At 69.1% G+C, this 16,370-nt stretch carries 12 protein-coding genes and 2 pseudogenes; 10 read left to right on the top strand and 4 right to left on the bottom strand.

The window, feature by feature from the left end; genetic code table 11:
• Window positions 1-331 precede the first annotated feature (331 nt).
• Both dcd and AC5WRT_RS30410 read left to right on the top strand, forming a co-directional pair.
• Window positions 332-907, top strand: coding sequence for a dCTP deaminase (gene dcd / locus AC5WRT_RS30415; RefSeq protein ID WP_496096711.1), 576 nt, complete (start codon window positions 332-334; stop codon window positions 905-907).
• 13 nt (window positions 908-920) lie between these two features.
• Window positions 921-1,418 carry a phosphoribosyltransferase gene (locus AC5WRT_RS30410; RefSeq protein ID WP_496096710.1) on the top strand — a complete coding sequence of 166 codons (498 nt, stop codon included), beginning with the start codon at window positions 921-923 and terminating at the stop codon, window positions 1,416-1,418.
• A 398-nt stretch (window positions 1,419-1,816) separates the two neighbouring features.
• Here the strand turns inward: AC5WRT_RS30410 and AC5WRT_RS30405 are convergent, their stop codons facing one another.
• On the bottom strand, window positions 1,817-4,405 hold the full coding sequence (locus AC5WRT_RS30405; protein ID WP_496096709.1) for an ATP-binding protein: 2,589 nt from the start codon (window positions 4,403-4,405) through the stop codon (window positions 1,817-1,819).
• A gap of 527 nt (window positions 4,406-4,932) precedes the next feature.
• Here AC5WRT_RS30405 and AC5WRT_RS30400 point away from each other — a divergent pair.
• Window positions 4,933-5,364 (top strand): hypothetical protein, encoded by a 432-nt coding sequence (locus AC5WRT_RS30400; RefSeq protein WP_496096708.1) that lies wholly within the window; start codon window positions 4,933-4,935, stop codon window positions 5,362-5,364.
• A 189-nt stretch (window positions 5,365-5,553) separates the two neighbouring features.
• Here the strand turns inward: AC5WRT_RS30400 and AC5WRT_RS30395 are convergent.
• A pseudogene (locus AC5WRT_RS30395) lies at window positions 5,554-5,668 on the bottom strand (helix-turn-helix domain-containing protein); the annotation flags it as partial.
• Window positions 5,669-5,758: 90 nt separating this feature from the next.
• On the opposite strand from AC5WRT_RS30395, the pseudogene AC5WRT_RS30390 reads away from it, so the two are divergent.
• Together AC5WRT_RS30390 and AC5WRT_RS30385 are read left to right on the top strand one after the other, a co-directional pair.
• A pseudogene (locus tag AC5WRT_RS30390) lies at window positions 5,759-6,547 on the top strand (IS5 family transposase).
• A gap of 43 nt (window positions 6,548-6,590) precedes the next feature.
• Window positions 6,591-7,130 (top strand): hypothetical protein, encoded by a 540-nt coding sequence (locus AC5WRT_RS30385; RefSeq protein ID WP_496096707.1) that lies wholly within the window; start codon window positions 6,591-6,593, stop codon window positions 7,128-7,130.
• Between the two features lie 132 nt (window positions 7,131-7,262).
• On the opposite strand, the gene AC5WRT_RS30380 is transcribed toward AC5WRT_RS30385, so the two are convergent.
• The gene (locus AC5WRT_RS30380; RefSeq protein ID WP_496096706.1) at window positions 7,263-8,321 is read right to left on the bottom strand and encodes a Yip1 family protein; all 1,059 of its coding nucleotides are present in this window, start codon (window positions 8,319-8,321) and stop codon (window positions 7,263-7,265) included.
• Window positions 8,322-8,591: 270 nt separating this feature from the next.
• On the opposite strand from AC5WRT_RS30380, the gene AC5WRT_RS30375 reads away from it, so the two are divergent.
• Window positions 8,592-8,924, top strand: coding sequence for an antibiotic biosynthesis monooxygenase family protein (locus AC5WRT_RS30375; protein WP_496096705.1), 333 nt, complete (start codon window positions 8,592-8,594; stop codon window positions 8,922-8,924).
• 168 nt (window positions 8,925-9,092) lie between these two features.
• Here AC5WRT_RS30375 and AC5WRT_RS30370 read toward each other — a convergent pair whose 3' ends face one another.
• Window positions 9,093-11,357 carry a (Fe-S)-binding protein gene (locus tag AC5WRT_RS30370; protein ID WP_496096704.1) on the bottom strand — a complete coding sequence of 755 codons (2,265 nt, stop codon included), beginning with the start codon at window positions 11,355-11,357 and terminating at the stop codon, window positions 9,093-9,095.
• A 173-nt stretch (window positions 11,358-11,530) separates the two neighbouring features.
• On the opposite strand from AC5WRT_RS30370, the gene AC5WRT_RS30365 reads away from it, so the two are divergent.
• The 4 genes from AC5WRT_RS30365 to dnaJ all read left to right on the top strand — a co-directional run bounded on the left by AC5WRT_RS30365 (window position 11,531) and on the right by dnaJ (window position 16,366).
• Window positions 11,531-12,550, top strand: a complete 1,020-nt coding sequence (locus AC5WRT_RS30365; RefSeq protein ID WP_496096703.1) for an MraY family glycosyltransferase — start codon at window positions 11,531-11,533, stop codon at window positions 12,548-12,550.
• Between the two features lie 94 nt (window positions 12,551-12,644).
• Entirely contained in the window at window positions 12,645-14,483 is a 1,839-nt protein-coding gene (gene dnaK / locus AC5WRT_RS30360) for a molecular chaperone DnaK (protein WP_496096702.1), read from the top strand.
• On the top strand, window positions 14,483-15,157 hold the full coding sequence (gene grpE / locus AC5WRT_RS30355) for a nucleotide exchange factor GrpE (RefSeq protein WP_496096701.1): 675 nt from the start codon (window positions 14,483-14,485) through the stop codon (window positions 15,155-15,157). Before dnaK ends, grpE begins: the two co-directional genes overlap by 1 nt.
• Before the next feature lie 42 nt (window positions 15,158-15,199).
• Window positions 15,200-16,366 (top strand): molecular chaperone DnaJ, encoded by a 1,167-nt coding sequence (dnaJ, locus tag AC5WRT_RS30350; RefSeq protein ID WP_496096700.1) that lies wholly within the window; start codon window positions 15,200-15,202, stop codon window positions 16,364-16,366.
• The last annotated feature ends 4 nt before the right edge of the window (window positions 16,367-16,370 follow it).

Below are 16,370 nucleotides of genomic sequence, written 5' to 3'. Positions count from 1 at the left end.
CGCGTTGTCCGACAATTCCCGTCTGCCGCGCGACGCCATGCACGCTCCCCCAGTGCCCCAAGGGCGAGGGAGGTGCCCCCACTCGCCGCACCGGCCCCAGACAGTGCGAGGGCCTGGGGCCGGCACGCCGAGAGCACGTGCCTGACGCCGCGCGGCCGCCGTTCGGGCAACGACGCGAACGGTCGGACGGGCCCTGGCCGGAAGACGCCGCAGCCGCGGGGGAAGACGTCGGCGGCGGATGCGGCAGCAGCGGAAGGCGGTGGAGCAGTCACCGGGCGCGCGCAGCCGTCACGATTGTCACGGCTGCGCGCGCCTTGCGTATCCTCGCTACGTGCTTCTCTCAGACAAGGACATCCGGGCCGAGATCGACGCCGGGCGGGTACGGATCGATCCCTACGACGAATCCATGGTGCAGCCGTCGAGCGTCGATGTGCGGCTTGACCGCTACTTCCGGGTGTTCGAGAACCACCGGTACCCGCACATCGACCCCTCGGTCGAGCAGCCCGATCTGACCCGGCTGGTCGAGCCGGAGGGCGACGAGCCGTTCATCCTGCACCCCGGGGAGTTCGTGCTCGCCTCGACGTACGAGGTCATCACGCTGCCCGACGATCTCGCCTCGCGGCTCGAGGGCAAGTCCTCGCTCGGGCGGCTCGGGCTCGTCACGCACTCCACCGCCGGGTTCATCGACCCCGGCTTCAGCGGGCACGTCACCCTTGAGCTGTCCAATCTCGCCACCCTCCCGATCAAGCTCTGGCCGGGGATGAAGATCGGACAGCTGTGCATGTTCCGGCTCAGCTCGCCCGCCGAGTTCCCGTACGGCAGCGAGCGCTACGGCTCCCGGTACCAGGGGCAGCGCGGCCCGACCGCCTCGCGGTCCTACGTCAATTTCCATCGGACCCAGGTGTGAGGGCCACGGCGACATGGGCGAAGTGCGGGAGAACCTGACCTACGAGGCGTTCGGCGTCGCCGTCCGGGAACTGGCGCAGACGATCGCCGACGACGGGTACGAGCCCGACATCGTGCTCAGCATCGCGCGTGGCGGGGTGTTCGTCGCGGGCGGGCTCGCCTATGCACTGGACTGCAAGAACATCCACCTGGTGAACGTCGAGTTCTACACCGGCGTGGGAACCACCCTCGAAATGCCGGTCATGCTGGCGCCCGTCCCCAACGTGATCGACTTCTCCGACAAGAAGGTCCTGATCACCGACGACGTCGCCGACACCGGCAAGACGCTCAAGCTCGTCCGTGACTTCTGCCTCGACACCGTCGCCGAGGTGCGCTCCGCGGTGATCTACGAGAAGTCCCACTCCCTCGTGAAGTGCGAGTACGTCTGGAAGCGCACCGACGACTGGATCAACTTCCCGTGGTCCGTGCTGCCTCCTGTCGTGCGACGGGCCGGGCAGGTTCTCGACGCCTGAGCCGGCCGCGTCACGCGCTGCTGCCGGGAGCGGTGCCCGGACTCGTGTCCGTCGGGCGGATGTCGTTCAGGCTGTCGACGATCGTCACCGACGGTGGGTGCGCAGGTGCGGGCACCTGGATGAGGACAGGCACATAGACCACGTCGCCGTGCCTGTACTCGGCCTTCCACGAAGTCCGGTAGCACGTGATCACGTCCGGGGTGCGGTGCGCCGCATAGCAGCGGGGCGCCGAATTCGTGGGCGCTGCCCTCGGATTCCATGACAGGGCGGCTGCTTCGGCCGTTGACGTACCCCCTGCGCCAAGCGCCATGCAGCAGGAGGCCGCGACCACGAGGCCGGTGCTCCGCACGGCTGCCTTCCTCATCCTGATCACCCGTGAGTGAAGTCGCGCGTCGACTTCAACGTTCGGAATCGTGGAGTTTGCGGGCGGCTTCCTGGCGGCTGTGGACACCGAGTTTGGTCAGTACCGCGCCCACGTGATGCCCGGCGGTCTTGGGAGTGATGTAGAGACGGGCGGCGATCTCGGCATCCGACAGTCCCTCGTGCAGCAGTTTGAGCACGTCCATCTCCCTGAGGGTCAGTCCGTACGGATTGGCCCGGGTGGCCGCCCGCGGGCCGCGCCGGACCGGGCGGACACCGCGGGCACGCATCACGGCGCGGGTGCGCGCCACGGCCGGCCGGGCGCCGAGGACCTCGAAGGCGGCCAGCGCCTGGTGCAGCGCGGGCGCGTCGCCGGACAATCGGACCAGCGAGGCCTGGTACGGGCAGCCCAGTTCGTCCCATTGGGCGGCGGCGCCCGCCCAGTCACCGGCCAGCTCCAGCGCGTAGGGTCCGCTCGCGGGTACCCGTGGGGGCGCTTCTCCGATGCGGAGGATCCAGCAGGCCAGAGGTCCGGACAGCCAGGGGTGGGTACGTCCCGCCAATGCGTCCAGACCACGTTGTGCCTCGGTCCGCACCCGTTCGTGATCACCGGCCAGCCAGGCCGCCTCGACCCGGGCCTCCCACCCGAGGCCCGTGTCCAGCAGGCAGTTCGAGTCGACGAGGCTCGCCGCCTGCTCCAGCAGTGGCCACACCTGGGCGCTGCCCCGGCGGGCCCGTACCAGGCCGAGGACGCTCAGGGTGAGGGCCCGGACGACCGGTGGTGAGCTGGGATGCGACAGGACGTTCTGCGCGGCGCCGGCGGCCTGGCTCCACCGGCCCTCGGCCAGCAGTCCCCAGCTGCCCCATGCCCGTGTGCACAGCAGGTACGACACCAGGTCGCGATCGAGGCAATAGGCTTCCGCCCGCTGCACGGCCGCGGTGGTCCGGGCGGTATCCCGCCGCAGCGCGGTGAACCAGCACATGACGAGGGCGAGGAACCCCGCGTCCTCCGGCAGGTCCTGCGCCATCGCGCTGGACACCGCCTCTTCGCATTCCTCCCAGCCGGACCCCTCGGTCAGCATGCGTGCCGCCGCCGCGTGGAAGCGGGCCTGGACGACCACTCCGGCATCACCGAAGCGCTCACCCAGAGCGATCGCCTTCTCGGCGTAGGTGGTGGCAGTCCCCACCCCCTCATGCTCGTAGCAGGCCAACTGGCAGAGGTTCAGGTACGCCCGGGCCAGCTCCCGGCTGGGCGCCAGCTCTTCGAGGACCCGCACCGCCTCCAGTCCGGTCCGTCTGGCCTCGACGGTCCGCCCGGCCGGCCACAGCCAGCACGACAGCCAGCGCAGGTTCTCTCCCTCGTGCCGCCGGTCGCCCAGGGCGCGGCGCAGCTTCACCGCCCTGCGGCGAGAGGCGACTCCGTCGTCCAGCCGGCCGGACAGGAGGCAGGCCTGCGAGTGGCCCTCCAGCAGCGAGGTGTGCTGGTCGGGCGGCAGGCGGTCGGCGTACCGCAGGGCACGGGCGTACTGGGCGGCCGCCTCCCGGTGCGCGCCCAACGCGGCAGCGTGGGCGGCCGCGGCGGGAGCGTACTCCAGCACGGCGGCCGGACTTCCGGCGCCCTCGGCGTGGTCGGCCAGAAGGGCCAGATCGTCAGCGGCGACCGGACGGGACCGCATCGCTGCCAGCGCCTCCCGGTGCACTCGTAGCCGATGGGCGGCGGGTACGGACTCCAGCACCGCCAGCCGGGTCAGCTCATGGCGGAACTCGACCACCTGTCCGTCGGTTCGTGCGATTCCACACACCATGGCCTCGTCGAGGGCGGACTCCGGGGCCGGCAGCACGCTGGTCAGCAGCGGCAGCGATGCCCGGCGACCCAGCACGGCCAGTACGTCGACGATCCCGCGGGCCGCGGGCGACAGGCCGGCCAGGCGCCCGGCGACGGCCTCGCGCACGGTGGCCGGTATGGACTCGGCCGGGGCGGCCAGGATCTCGGTGACGATGAACGGGTTGCCGGCGGAGGCGCGGTACAACTGCTCGGCGTCGACGGCGTGCCCGGTGGCCAGCCGGGCCACGGACCGGCGGCTCAACGGCGCCAGGTCGTGGCGGTACACCCATGGGTAGCCGGCCAGAGTGCCGAGAAGAGCGGTCACGTTGTGCGTGCGGCCGATCTCATCGTCGCGGTAGGTGACCACGACCAGCGCCGGAACGCTCGGTAGGCGCCGGGCCAGGTAGAGGAGCAGGTCCAGGGTGGCCTCGTCGGCCCAGTGGACGTCCTCCAGGACCAGCAGGCTGGGGTAGGAGCCCAGGTCGGCGAGGAGGCAGTCGAAGGCCTCGTCGGGGCGGCGGGTACCGTCCAGGGCTCCTGTGAGGGCGGTGCGCACCGTCCGACCCAGGCGCGGGGCCAAGTCCATGAGGGGGCCCAGGGGGCGAGGTGTGGCCAGTGGGTCGCAGGCGCCGACCAGAATACGGATCTGGGGATCGGCCAGTTGGGCAAGACGGTTGACGACACAGGTCTTGCCGATGCCGGTCTCGCCTCGCACAAGGGCCAGCCGTCCAGGGCCGCTCACGGCATCCTGCAGGTGACCGGTGAGGTCCCGGAGCACTGCCTCTCGTTCTAGCAGGTCCATCACTGGCCAGTTTCCCCCTGCCACCGGAGCCACGCAAAAGATCCAGACCGATCAAGACAGATCGGCCGGTGCGGTGTTGTCAGGCGATCCGAAGTGAGACATGGGGTGCGCGGGGCGGAACTTGGGGTGCCCACCCGATGTGCCCCCCGACGGCGGCAGAGCATGCTCGCAAATGAGCCCCGCTCTCGGTTGTTCCGTTCTCGCGGCTCGGACCGGGGCGGTGGCGCAGCGTCGGCCAAAGAGAACGTAGGAAACACCCAGGGCGGCGCCGCTGTCAAGCCACGAGATTTCGGGTGATGACGCGGGCGAAGTGGCAGGGCGTAATTGAGTCATCAAGCCGAGCGGATGGCCGCAATCCCATCGGGCTCCGAATCGGCACGATCCGCACACACCGAAAAGGGAAAATCATGATCAAGAAGATCGCAAAGCGCACTGCGGTACTGACCGCATCGGCTGCACTGGCCGCGGGAGGCGCCCTGATCCCCTCCGCCGCCTTCGCCGCCCCGACGCCTACGGTCGCTCACGCGATGGCACCGAGTGACAACGGCGGAAACAACAACAACAATAACAACAACAACAACAACGGAAGGAAGGGGCATCACCGCCACAACAACAACAACAATAACAACAACAACAACGGCGGTGGCGCGAACAACAACAATAACAACAACAACGGCGGTGGCGCGAACAACAACAACAACAACAATAACAACGGCGGCGGGGCGAACAACAACAACAATAACAACAACAACAACGGCGGTGGCGCGAACAACAACAACAATAACAACAACAACAACGGCGGTGGCGCGAACAACAACAACAATAACAACAACAACGGCGGTGGCGCGAACAACAACAATAACAACAACAACGGCGGTGGCGCGAACAACAACAACAATAACAACAACAACAACAACGGCGGCGGGGCGAACAACAACAACAATAACAACAACGGCTGAACTTCACAGTCCGGCGGCCGGTAGTGCGGAAGCGCCCGGTCGCCGGACCGTTTTATGGGCGCGCCTCGGTCCTGGTGGCTATTGATGGTCTCGTTGCCGGTGAGGGTGTTTTCCACCCCTGCCCGGCCCCTGCGTCGGCGGGCTGCATTCGGTCGGTCTTTCGTCGTCTCCGGCGCCGAATCCCGGCTTCGGGGGACGGACTGCGTCCCAGCTCCACGGCGATGGCGCGGACGGTCACTTTCTCCTGTAGCAGGTCGGCCGTGTGAATGCGGTCGGCCTCGCCCAGGTAGCGGGACGGACCGGACGAAGGCGGCGCCTCTGGTGGATCGGAGGCGCCGCCTTCTCACGGCCCTTAGACACCGTTTCTTTTGGCGGAGTGCGGCGTTAAGCCCGCATGGAGAGGCTTGTAGAGCACCTGGTTCCGGACGGTTTATGGGAGTTGTTCCGACGGGTTGTGCCGCCGACGGTCGTGCAGCGGCCGCAGGGTGGTGGCCGTCGGCGTGCTGGCGACCGGGAGGTGCTGGCGGCGATCGTGTTCGTCGACACGGCTGGCTGCACCTGGCGCCAGCTCCCCTCGGGTCTTCGGAGCCTGTTGGCAGACGGTCTACCGCCGGTTTGCCCAGTGGAGCCGGGATCGGGTGTGGGCCCGGTTGCACCGAGTCATCCTTGACGAACTTGGCGCCCAGGGCGAGCTGGACTGGTCCCGGTGCGCCATCGACTCGGTGAGCATCCGCGCCGTAAAAGGGGGCCACTGACGGGACCGAATCCGACCGACAGGGGTAAGAACGGGTCGAAGATTCATCTGATCTGCGACCGCAACGGCCTGCCGATCTCTGTCGCCATCTCGGGCACCAACCTGCACGACAGCCAGGCCCTGGAACCCTTGGTGATGGGCATCCCACCCATTCGATCCCGCCGGGGACCGCGCCGTCGGCGGGCCGCCAAGCTGCACGGCGACAAGGGCTATGACTACGACCACTTGCGGAAATGGCTGCGGGAACGCGGCATCGTCCCGCGAATCGCGCGCCGCGGGGTCGAGAGCTCAGCCCGCCTCGGCCGTCACCGCTGGGTGGTCGAGCGGACCATGTCGTGGCTGTCCGGATGCCGTCGGCTGCACCGGCGCTACGAGCGGAAGCCCGAACACTTCCTTGGCTTCACTGCGATCGCGGTCATGCTCATCTGACTGCGGCGTCTGGGCGTCAGCGCCGGCCGGTAGCGTCTGCCAGGTGACCGACGATGCCGTCATCTGGAACCGGCTCGCCGCCTTGCTGCCGGAGGCCGAAGCCCAGCAAGTCAATGACTGCTGGGACATCGGAGAGCAGGAGGCGGGACTTGGCCTGCTCGTCTCCGGCATCCTCGGCCACCGAGCGCCGATCAGCGAGACGGTCAGGGCCCAGATCTCCGTGCTCGCAGAGACCTGGGGCGAGCGGGAGATGCTCACACCACGGATCCTTCAGTGCCGTGATGACGGCACATCGGGCCACCTGAAGCTGATCGAAGGCGACGGAAGCACCGTCCCCGAGGCAACAGGTGGGGCCGAACAGGACCTGGCCGGTCTCGTCCTCGTCCCCTGGATCGCCTGCACGAGATGCGGCCAGGTCCTGATGCGCGCCCATGCCCGAGAAAGCTGGGGAGATCTCTCCTACCTGGCGCGGCATTACGTCATCACGACGCCGAACCGAGTCACCGTCCTGCGGCTGTTCCCTGCCGACTCCGCCAGCGCGGCCTTCGCTGCTCTACAACGTGTGTGTTCATACGCACCATAAGAAACGACGTCTAATGGGCGTGGCGGCCGTTGCGCCACTTCTTGCCCGTCCGGACGTCGATGTCGGCGATCCGGAGGACGACGGCTGGAACCCGAGGCACGCCGGGGCCCTTCCCATGGGCTGGACGATCTACTAGAACGTCCCCAGCTTCACGATGGACAGCAGGGCGATCAGCTGGATCGCCGAGGCGCCCAGCGCCTTGGGCCAGGGCAGGTCGTGGGAGCGGGAGACCATCAGGGCGAGCAGAGCGCCCGCGCCGACCCAGGTGGCCCAGCCGAGCAACTGCACGAAACCGGCGTCGCCCCCGAAGAACATGGCGAAGACCAGGCGGGGCGCGTCCGTGAGAGCCGTGATCAGCATGGACAGGCCGACGGTCGGCTGCCAGGCACCGTCGCCGCCGAGCTGGCGGGCCAGGGTGTGGGTGACCACGCCCAGGACGAACAGGCCCAGCACCATCACGACCGCCGTGATCAGCACGATCGGCACCGCGTTGGAGAGCGTGGCGCCGATCGCGTCCTTGCGGGCGCCGTCGAAGCCGAACACGGCCAGCAGGCCGTAGAGGAAGGTGGTGATCAGCGCCGGGGCCCACATCGTGTAGTCCCGCATGCGCAGGAACGTCTGGTTGGGGGAGAGGACGATCCCCCTCAGCAGATCCTTCCAGTGCAGGGGCGGGCCGAGCGGGGCGGCGGGTGCCGCGGCCGAGCCGGCCTGGTAGGTCGAGCCCTGCGTGTAACCGGCGGCCTCGTCGACCGAGAACGCCTGGGTGTGGCCGGGGTTGTTCGCCGCATACGGGTCCTGGCCCGCGGCGCTGCCCGGGTGGCCGCCGTCACCGAAGTACTCCGGCCCGTCGTCGCCGGCCGGGCCCGGGTAGCCGTACGGCTGCCCCTGCTGCGCGTGGGGCCGCCGGCCCGGCTGTGGGTACGACTGCTGCGGGTACGGCCGCTGCGAGGCCTGCGGATAGCCGTACGACGGCCCCGCGGGCCGTCCGTACGGCCGCCCCTGCTGCCCGTGCTGCGGGCCTGGCCGGCCGTACGACGGTCCCTGCGGCGCCTGCTGTCCTTGGGGGGTGCGGTTGTCCCGGCCCCCGCGTCCGATCCTGAATCCAGCCACGTCGTCGAACGTACCCGGTCCCGGAGAGCGACGTGCCCGGCCCGGGCGCCCGGGCCCGCCTTTGCGGCCGACCTGTGACATCCCCTAAGGGACCGTCAGGGGAAGGCACAGGGGAATTCCAGGGTTTCCCGCTGGGAGACGACCCCGGAGCCGAGAGAGCGGAGCCGAGAGCCCGGCCCGCACCTCGGTCCGGCCTTTGGCCGTGATCAGCGCCTCGCACTTGGTCCGCTGCGCTTCGAGGGACGACGCGGAGTCGTCCTCACGCCTCCTTGACTGCCGGATGTAGGACACTGCGGCACATGGTCCAGGTCAGGGGTCCAGTCGGGTCCCCTGTTTGACGAGAGGTGTCATGTGCCTAGCGTAGTGAAGATCAACGTGCTGACCGTCCCCGCCGAGCAGCGGGAGACGCTGGAGCAGCGGTTCGCCCACCGGGCCCACGCCGTGGAGAGCTCCGACGGCTTCGAGTGGTTCGAGCTTCTCCGTCCGGTCGAGGGCACCGACACTTACCTCGTCTACACGCGGTGGCGCGATGAGGAGTCGTTCCAGGCCTGGCTCGAGGGCCCCATGAAGGCGGCGCACCAGGGTGCCGGTGGGGAGGGCGGCGAGAAGCCGAAGCCCGCCGCCTCCGGTTCGACCCTGTGGTCCTTCGAGGTCGTCCAGCAGGCCGAGCCCAAGAAGGCATAGTCCGCTTCCGTGGGCGCTCCCGGTCGCGTGCGGGGGCGTCCCCGTCCCGTGCGGCAGGCCGCCGGCCTTCGCCGCAGTACGGGCACTTCCGCCCGAGCGGTCCCGCACGCGCGAGGGCGCCCCCTGCCCGTGTGGTGCAGGGGGCGCCCTCGTGTCGCGGAGCCGCTCTTACTTCACCGGCTCCGGCTCCGGCTCGCTCTCGGTCTCCGCCTCGCCCGCCGGGTCGACCGGGGTCTTGACGGAGTCGAGGAGCAACTGGGCCACGTCCACGACCTGGATGGACTCCTTGGCCGTGCCGTCGTTCTTCTTGCCGTTCACGGAGTCCGTGAGCATGACCAGGCAGAACGGGCAGGCGGTGGAGACGATGTCCGGGTTGAGCGAGAGGGCCTCGTCGACGCGCTCGTTGTTGATGCGCTTGCCGATGCGCTCCTCCATCCACATCCGGGCGCCGCCGGCGCCGCAGCAGAAGCCGCGCTCCTTGTGGCGGTGCATCTCCTCGTTGCGCAGGCCCGGGACCTTGCTGATGATCTCGCGCGGGGGCGTGTAGATCTTGTTGTGGCGGCCCAGGTAGCACGGGTCGTGGTAGGTGATGATGCCCTCGACCGGGGTGACGGGGATGAGCTTGCCCTCGTCCACCAGGTGCTGGAGCAGCTGGGTGTGGTGGATGACCTCGTAGTCGCCGCCGAGCTGCGGGTACTCGTTGCCGAGCGTGTTGAGGCAGTGCGGGCAGGTGGCGACGATCTTCTTCGCGGACTTCGGCTTCTTGGTCGACTCGTCGTCGTCCTCGCCGAAGGCCATGTTCAGCGCGGCGACGTTCTCCATGCCGAGCTCCTGGAAGAGGGGCTCGTTGCCGAGGCGGCGGGCGGAGTCGCCGGTGCACTTCTCGTCGCCGCCCATGATCGCGAACTTCACGCCGGCGATGTGCAGCAGCTCCGCGAAGGCCTTGGTGGTCTTCTTGGCGCGGTCCTCCAGGGCGCCGGCGCAGCCGACCCAGTACAGGTACTCGACCTCGGAGAGGTCCTCGATGTCCTTGCCGACGACCGGCACCTCGAAGTCGACCTCCTTGGTCCACTCCAGGCGCTGCTTCTTGGCCAGGCCCCAGGGGTTGCCCTTCTTCTCCAGGTTCTTGAGCATCGTGCCCGCCTCGGACGGGAACGCGGACTCGATCATGACCTGGTAGCGGCGCATGTCGACGATGTGGTCGACGTGCTCGATGTCCACCGGGCACTGCTCGACGCAGGCGCCGCAGGTGGTGCAGGACCACAGCACGTCCGGGTCGATGACGCCGTTCTCCTCGGCGGTGCCGATGAGCGGGCGCTCGGCCTCCGCGAGGGCGGCGGCGGGGACGTCCTTCAGCTGCTCCTCGGAGGCCTTCTCCTCGCCCTCCATGGTCTTGCCGCCGCCCGCGAGCAGGTACGGCGCCTTGGCGTGCGCGTGGTCCCGCAGGGACATGATCAGCAGCTTCGGGGAGAGCGGCTTGCCGGTGTTCCACGCCGGGCACTGCGACTGGCAGCGGCCACACTCGGTGCAGGTGGAGAAGTCCAGCAGACCCTTCCAGGAGAACTGCTCGACCTGGGAGACGCCGAAGACGTCGTCCTCGCCGGGGTCGGTGAAGTCGATCGGCCTGCCGCCGGAGGTCATCGGCAGCAGGGCGCCGAGGGAGGTCTCACCGGTGGCGTTGCGCTTGAAGAAGATGTTCGGGAACGCCAGGAAGCGGTGCCAGGCCACACCCATGTCGGTCTTCAGGCCGACCACGATCATCCAGATGAAGGAGGTTGCGATCTTGATCATCGCCACCAGGTAGACCAGGTTCTGCAGAGTCCCGGTGCTGAGCCCGCGGAAGGCGGAGACCAGGGGGTACGAGGCGAAGTAGCCGGCCTCGTAGTGACCGACGCCGGCCAGGGCGCCCTCGAGACCGCGCAGGGTCATGATGGCGACGCCGATGATCAGGATGACGGCTTCGACGAAGTACGCCTGGCCGAAGTTGGAGCCGGCGAAGCGGGACTTGCGCCCCGGCTTGCGCGGGTGGCTGAGCTGTCGGATCACGATCAGTGTGAGGATGCCGAGCGTCGTCATGGTGCCGATGACCTCGACGAACAGCTCGTACAGCAGCCAGTGCCCGATGATCGGCAGGGCCCAGTCGGCCTGGAAGAGCTGACCGAAGGCGTTGACCAGGGTCAGCACGAGCGAGAAGAAGCCGACCGCGACGAACCAGTGGGCGGCGCCCACCACGCCCCAGCGGTTCATCCTGGTGTGACCGAGGAACTCCCTGATCACCGTGGCGGTGCGGGCGGTCCAGTCATTGGTCCGGGTGCCGGCCGGGACGTCCTGACCGAGCCGTACGAACCGGTAGATCTGGGCGATGGCTCGGCCGAACAGCGCCACGCCGACCACGGCGAGCACCAGCGACACGATGATCGCGGCGAGTTGCATTGGGGCTCCTGAGGCGGCCTCGGTGTTACTAAGCGGTAACTTATGCAGTCCGTCTGAGACTACCCCCATCTTCCGTCCGGATGCAGCCGAGCGCGGGGTGATGAGCGTCATCCCCGAACCATCTGATCGTGTTATTCATACCGAATTGCTACATTCACCCCTACCTTAGAGCCGTGCTCTATGGGATCGCCGCCGCCACCGCCGCCCTGCTGCTCGCCGCCGTGCTGTCCGTGCTGCTCAGGGTGCCCGCGCTGCGGGCGGGCATCGTCGACCGGCGCCGGCAGCGAAGGCTGCCGCTGCTCGGTGGGGTCGCCGTGGTGACCGTCACCTGCCTCGTCGCCTGGGCGGGGCGGTGGACCGGGGTGGCGCCGCTCGGCAAGGGTGTCGGCAGGCTGCTGGTGGTCGCCGCCTGCGTCGCCGCGCTGGGCCTCGTCGCCGACGTCTGGCGACTGCGCCCACGCGTGCTCGTGGTCGGTACTGCCGTGGCGGCGGCCTTCGTGGTGCCGTACGAGGAGACGGGCGGGCCGGCCGGTCTGCTGGGCGTGGGCTGGATCGTGCTCGCCACCCTGGCCTTCAAGGGGCTCGACCACGCGGACGGGCTGGCGGGGACCGTCGGGGTGATCACCGCGTTCGGGGCGGGGGTCTGCGCGGCGGCCGAGGTGATGGACGGCCTCGCCGTCCTGCTGAGCGTGTTCGCCGCCGCTCTCACCGGCTTCCTGATGCACAACTGGCACCCCGCGCGGATCGGGCTCGGCGCCTGCGGCTCGCTGTTCACCGGGTTCCTGCTGTCGTCGTCGCTCGTCCACACGCGCGCGGGGTACGACCTCGCGCCGAGCGCCGCGGTGGCGTTCTGCCTCGGTGCGGTGGCCCTCGCCGACGCCCTCCTCGTGGTCCTCTCGCGGCGCCTGGCGCGGCGCCCGCTGCTGCGGCGCGGCCCCGACCATCTGGTGCACCGGCTGCGGCGGCTCGGGCTCACCCCGCAGGGCTCCGTCGTCCTGCTGGGGGTCGGCTCCTTCTGCTCGGTGCTGGCCGGAGTGCTCGTGCACACCGGGTGGACCGGGGACGGAGTCGTGGCCTGGGTGGCCTCAGGGGTGGTGCTGGTCGTCGCCGTCGCCCTTCGCGTTCCTGTCCCCCAGTCGCGGCGGATGCCATCCACGCAGGTCAGAGGCCGGTTGCGCGTGAGGAACGGATGAGACTTGAGTCCGGACGACTCAGGTCTGTTGACCCGGTCGCCGCCGTCATGCACACTTGAGTCCGTTCCACTCAAGTCAGCTGGAGGAATCAACCATGGCACGTGCGGTCGGCATCGACCTGGGCACGACTAACTCCGTCGTCAGCGTTCTGGAGGGCGGCGAGCCCACCGTCATCACCAACGCCGAGGGCGCCAGGACCACGCCGTCCGTCGTCGCCTTCGCCAAGAACGGCGAGGTGCTCGTCGGCGAGGTCGCCAAGCGTCAGGCGGTCACGAACGTGGACCGGACCATCCGCTCGGTGAAGCGCCACATGGGCACCGACTGGAAGATCCAGCTCGACGGCAAGGACTTCAACCCGCAGCAGATCTCCGCTTTCATCCTGCAGAAGCTGAAGCGGGACGCCGAGGCCTACCTGGGCGAGAAGGTGACCGACGCGGTCATCACCGTGCCGGCGTACTTCAACGACTCCGAGCGCCAGGCGACGAAGGAGGCCGGCGAGATCGCCGGTCTGAACGTCCTGCGCATCGTCAACGAGCCGACCGCCGCCGCGCTGGCCTACGGCCTCGACAAGGACGACCAGACCATCCTCGTCTTCGACCTCGGCGGCGGCACCTTCGACGTGTCCCTGCTGGAGATCGGCGACGGTGTCGTCGAGGTGAAGGCCACCAACGGTGACAACCACCTCGGTGGTGACGACTGGGACCAGCGTGTCGTCGACTACCTGGTCAAGCAGTTCCAGTCCGGCCACGGCGTGGACCTGTCCAAGGACAAGATGGCCCTGCAGCGTCTGCGCGAGGCCGCCGAGAAGGCCAAGATCGAGCTGTCCTCGTCCACCGAGACCTCGATCAACCTGCCCTACATCACCGCGTCCGCCGAGGGACCGCTGCACCTGGACGAGAAGCTCACCCGGGCCCAGTTCCAGCAGCTGACGGCCGACCTGCTGGAGCGCTGCAAGACGCCGTTCCACAACGTCATCAAGGACGCCGGCATCTCCATCAACGAGATCGACCACGTCGTGCTCGTCGGTGGCTCCACCCGCATGCCCGCCGTCGCCGAGCTCGTCAAGGAGCTGACCGGCGGCAAGGAGGCCAACAAGGGCGTCAACCCGGACGAGGTCGTCGCCATCGGCGCCTCGCTCCAGGCAGGTGTCCTCAAGGGCGAGGTCAAGGACGTCCTGCTGCTCGACGTCACCCCGCTGTCCCTCGGCATCGAGACCAAGGGCGGCATCATGACCAAGCTGATCGAGCGCAACACCACGATCCCGACCAAGCGGTCCGAGATCTTCACCACGGCCGAGGACAACCAGCCGTCGGTGCAGATCCAGGTCTACCAGGGCGAGCGCGAGATCGCGGCCTACAACAAGAAGCTCGGCATGTTCGAGCTGACCGGTCTGCCGCCGGCGCCGCGCGGCGTCCCGCAGATCGAGGTCTCCTTCGACATCGACGCCAACGGCATCATGCACGTCACGGCGAAGGACCTCGGCACCGGCAAGGAGCAGAAGATGACCGTCACCGGCGGCTCCTCGCTCCCGAAGGAAGAGGTCGACCGCATGCGCGAGGAGGCCGAGCGCTACGCGGAGGAGGACCACCGCCGCCGCGAGGCCGCCGAGGCCCGCAACCAGGGCGAGCAGCTGGTCTACCAGACCGAGAAGTTCCTCAAGGACAACGAGGACAAGGTCCCCGGCGAGATCAAGACCGAGGTCGAGGCCGCGGTCGGCGAGCTGAAGGAAGCCCTCAAGGGCGAGGACACCGCCGAGATCCGCACCGCAACCGAGAAGGTCGCCGCCGTCTCGCAGAAGCTGGGCCAGGCCATGTACGCCGACGCCCAGGCCGCGCAGGCCGCCGGCGGTGCCTCGGCCGGTGAGACCAAGGCCGACGACGACGTCGTGGACGCCGAGATCGTGGACGACGAGCGCAAGGACGGTGCCGCGTAATGACGGAGGAGACCCCGGGCTTCGAGGAGAAGCCCGACGTCCCCTCCGGCGCGACCCCCGACGACGCCGAGCCGAAGGCCGCTCCCGACGAGGGGGCGGCCCCGGCCGGGGACGGAAACGAGAACGCCGGTCTGCTGGCCCAGCTGGACCAGGTGCGCACGGCGCTGAACGAGCGCACGGTGGACCTCCAGCGCCTCCAGGCCGAATACCAGAACTACCGCCGCCGCGTCGAGCGGGACCGGATCGCGGTCAAGGAGATCGCCGTCGCGAACCTCCTGACCGAACTCCTGCCCGTGCTCGACGACATCGGCCGCGCCCGGGAACACGGCGAACTGGTCGGCGGCTTCAAGTCGGTGGCCGAGTCGCTGGAGACCGTCGCGGCCAAGATGGGCCTGCAGCAGTTCGGCAAGGAGGGCGAGCCCTTCGACCCGACGATCCACGAGGCCCTGATGCACAGCTATGCGCCGGACGTCACCGAGACGACCTGCGTGGCGATCCTGCAGCCCGGGTATCGCATCGGCGAGCGCACCATCCGCCCCGCGCGGGTGGCCGTCGCCGAGCCGCAGCCGGGCGCGCAGACCGTCAAGGCCGAGGGCGCCGAGGACAAGACCTCCGAGGCGAAGAACGCCGGCGGCGCCGACGACAAGGAGAACGGTGGCCCGGACGAGGGCTGACGTGAGGACCTACGGGAAGCACGGGAAGGGGGTACGTCGAGGATGAGCACGAAGGACTTCATCGAGAAGGACTACTACAAGGTCCTCGGCGTCCCCAAGGACGCCACCGAGGCCGAGATCAAGAAGGCGTACCGGAAACTCGCCCGCGAGTACCACCCGGACGCCAACAAGGGAAACGCCAAGGCCGAGGAGCGCTTCAAGGAGATCTCCGAGGCGAACGACGTGCTCGGCGACCCCAAGAAGCGCAAGGAGTACGACGAGGCCCGCGCCCTGTTCGGCAACGGCGGCTTCCGCCCCGGGCCGGGCGCCGGCGGCTCGTTCAACTTCGACCTGGGCGACCTCTTCGGAGGCGGCGCGAGCACCCAGGGCGGCTTCGGCGGCGGACTCGGTGACGTCTTCGGGGGCCTGTTCAACCGTGGCGGCGCCACGGGCACGCGGACCCAGCCCCGGCGCGGCCAGGACATCGAGTCCGAGGTCACGCTGAGCTTCACGGAGGCCATCGAGGGCGCCACGGTGCCGCTGCGGATGTCCTCCCAGGCACCCTGCAAGGCCTGCTCGGGCACCGGCGACAAGAACGGCACGCCGCGCGTGTGCCCGACCTGCGTCGGCACCGGGCAGGTCGCCCGGGGCTCGGGCGGCGGCTTCTCGCTCACCGATCCCTGCCCCGACTGCAAGGGCCGCGGCCTGATCGCCGAGCACCCCTGCTTGGAGTGCAAGGGCAGCGGCCGGGCGAAGTCGTCCAGGACGATGCAGGTCCGCATCCCGGCCGGGGTGACCGACGGGCAGCGCATCCGGCTGCGCGGCAAGGGCGCGCCCGGCGAGCGGGGCGGACCGGCGGGCGACCTGTACGTGGTCGTGCACGTCGGTGCGCACCCGGTGTTCGGCCGCAAGGGCGACAACCTCACCGTCACCGTGCCGGTGACGTATCCCGAGGCGGCCCTCGGCGGCGAGATCCGGGTGCCCACGCTCGGCGGACCGCCCGTCACCCTGAAACTGCCGCCCGGCACGCCCAACGGCCGTACGATGCGCGCCCGGGGCAAGGGCGCCGTCCGCAAGGACGGCAGCCGCGGCGACCTGCTGGTCACCGTGGAGGTGCGTGTGCCCAAGGACCTGTCTGGGAAGGCTCGTGACGCGCTCGAGGCGTATCGCGAGGCGACCGCGGGCGAGGATCCGCGGGCCGAGCTGTTCGAGGCCGCGAAGGGAGACTGAGAGA

Source organism: Streptomyces sp. NTD91, from assembly GCF_059510455.1.
This window is presented reverse-complemented; position numbering and strand designations above follow the sequence as displayed.

Excerpts from the sequence above, each read along its gene's own strand:
- AC5WRT_RS30410 (WP_496096710.1), top strand. The coding sequence starts at position 921 with ATGGGCGAAGTGCGGGAGAACCTGACCTACGAGGCGTTCGGCGTCGCC.
- AC5WRT_RS30405 (WP_496096709.1), bottom strand. The coding sequence starts at position 4,405 with ATGGACCTGCTAGAACGAGAGGCAGTGCTCCGGGACCTCACCGGTCAC.
- AC5WRT_RS30400 (WP_496096708.1), top strand. The coding sequence starts at position 4,933 with ATGGCACCGAGTGACAACGGCGGAAACAACAACAACAATAACAACAAC.
- AC5WRT_RS30380 (WP_496096706.1), bottom strand. The coding sequence starts at position 8,321 with ATGTCACAGGTCGGCCGCAAAGGCGGGCCCGGGCGCCCGGGCCGGGCA.
- AC5WRT_RS30370 (WP_496096704.1), bottom strand. The coding sequence starts at position 11,357 with ATGCAACTCGCCGCGATCATCGTGTCGCTGGTGCTCGCCGTGGTCGGC.
- dnaK (WP_496096702.1), top strand. The coding sequence starts at position 12,645 with ATGGCACGTGCGGTCGGCATCGACCTGGGCACGACTAACTCCGTCGTC.
- grpE (WP_496096701.1), top strand. The coding sequence starts at position 14,483 with ATGACGGAGGAGACCCCGGGCTTCGAGGAGAAGCCCGACGTCCCCTCC.
- dnaJ (WP_496096700.1), top strand. The coding sequence starts at position 15,200 with ATGAGCACGAAGGACTTCATCGAGAAGGACTACTACAAGGTCCTCGGC.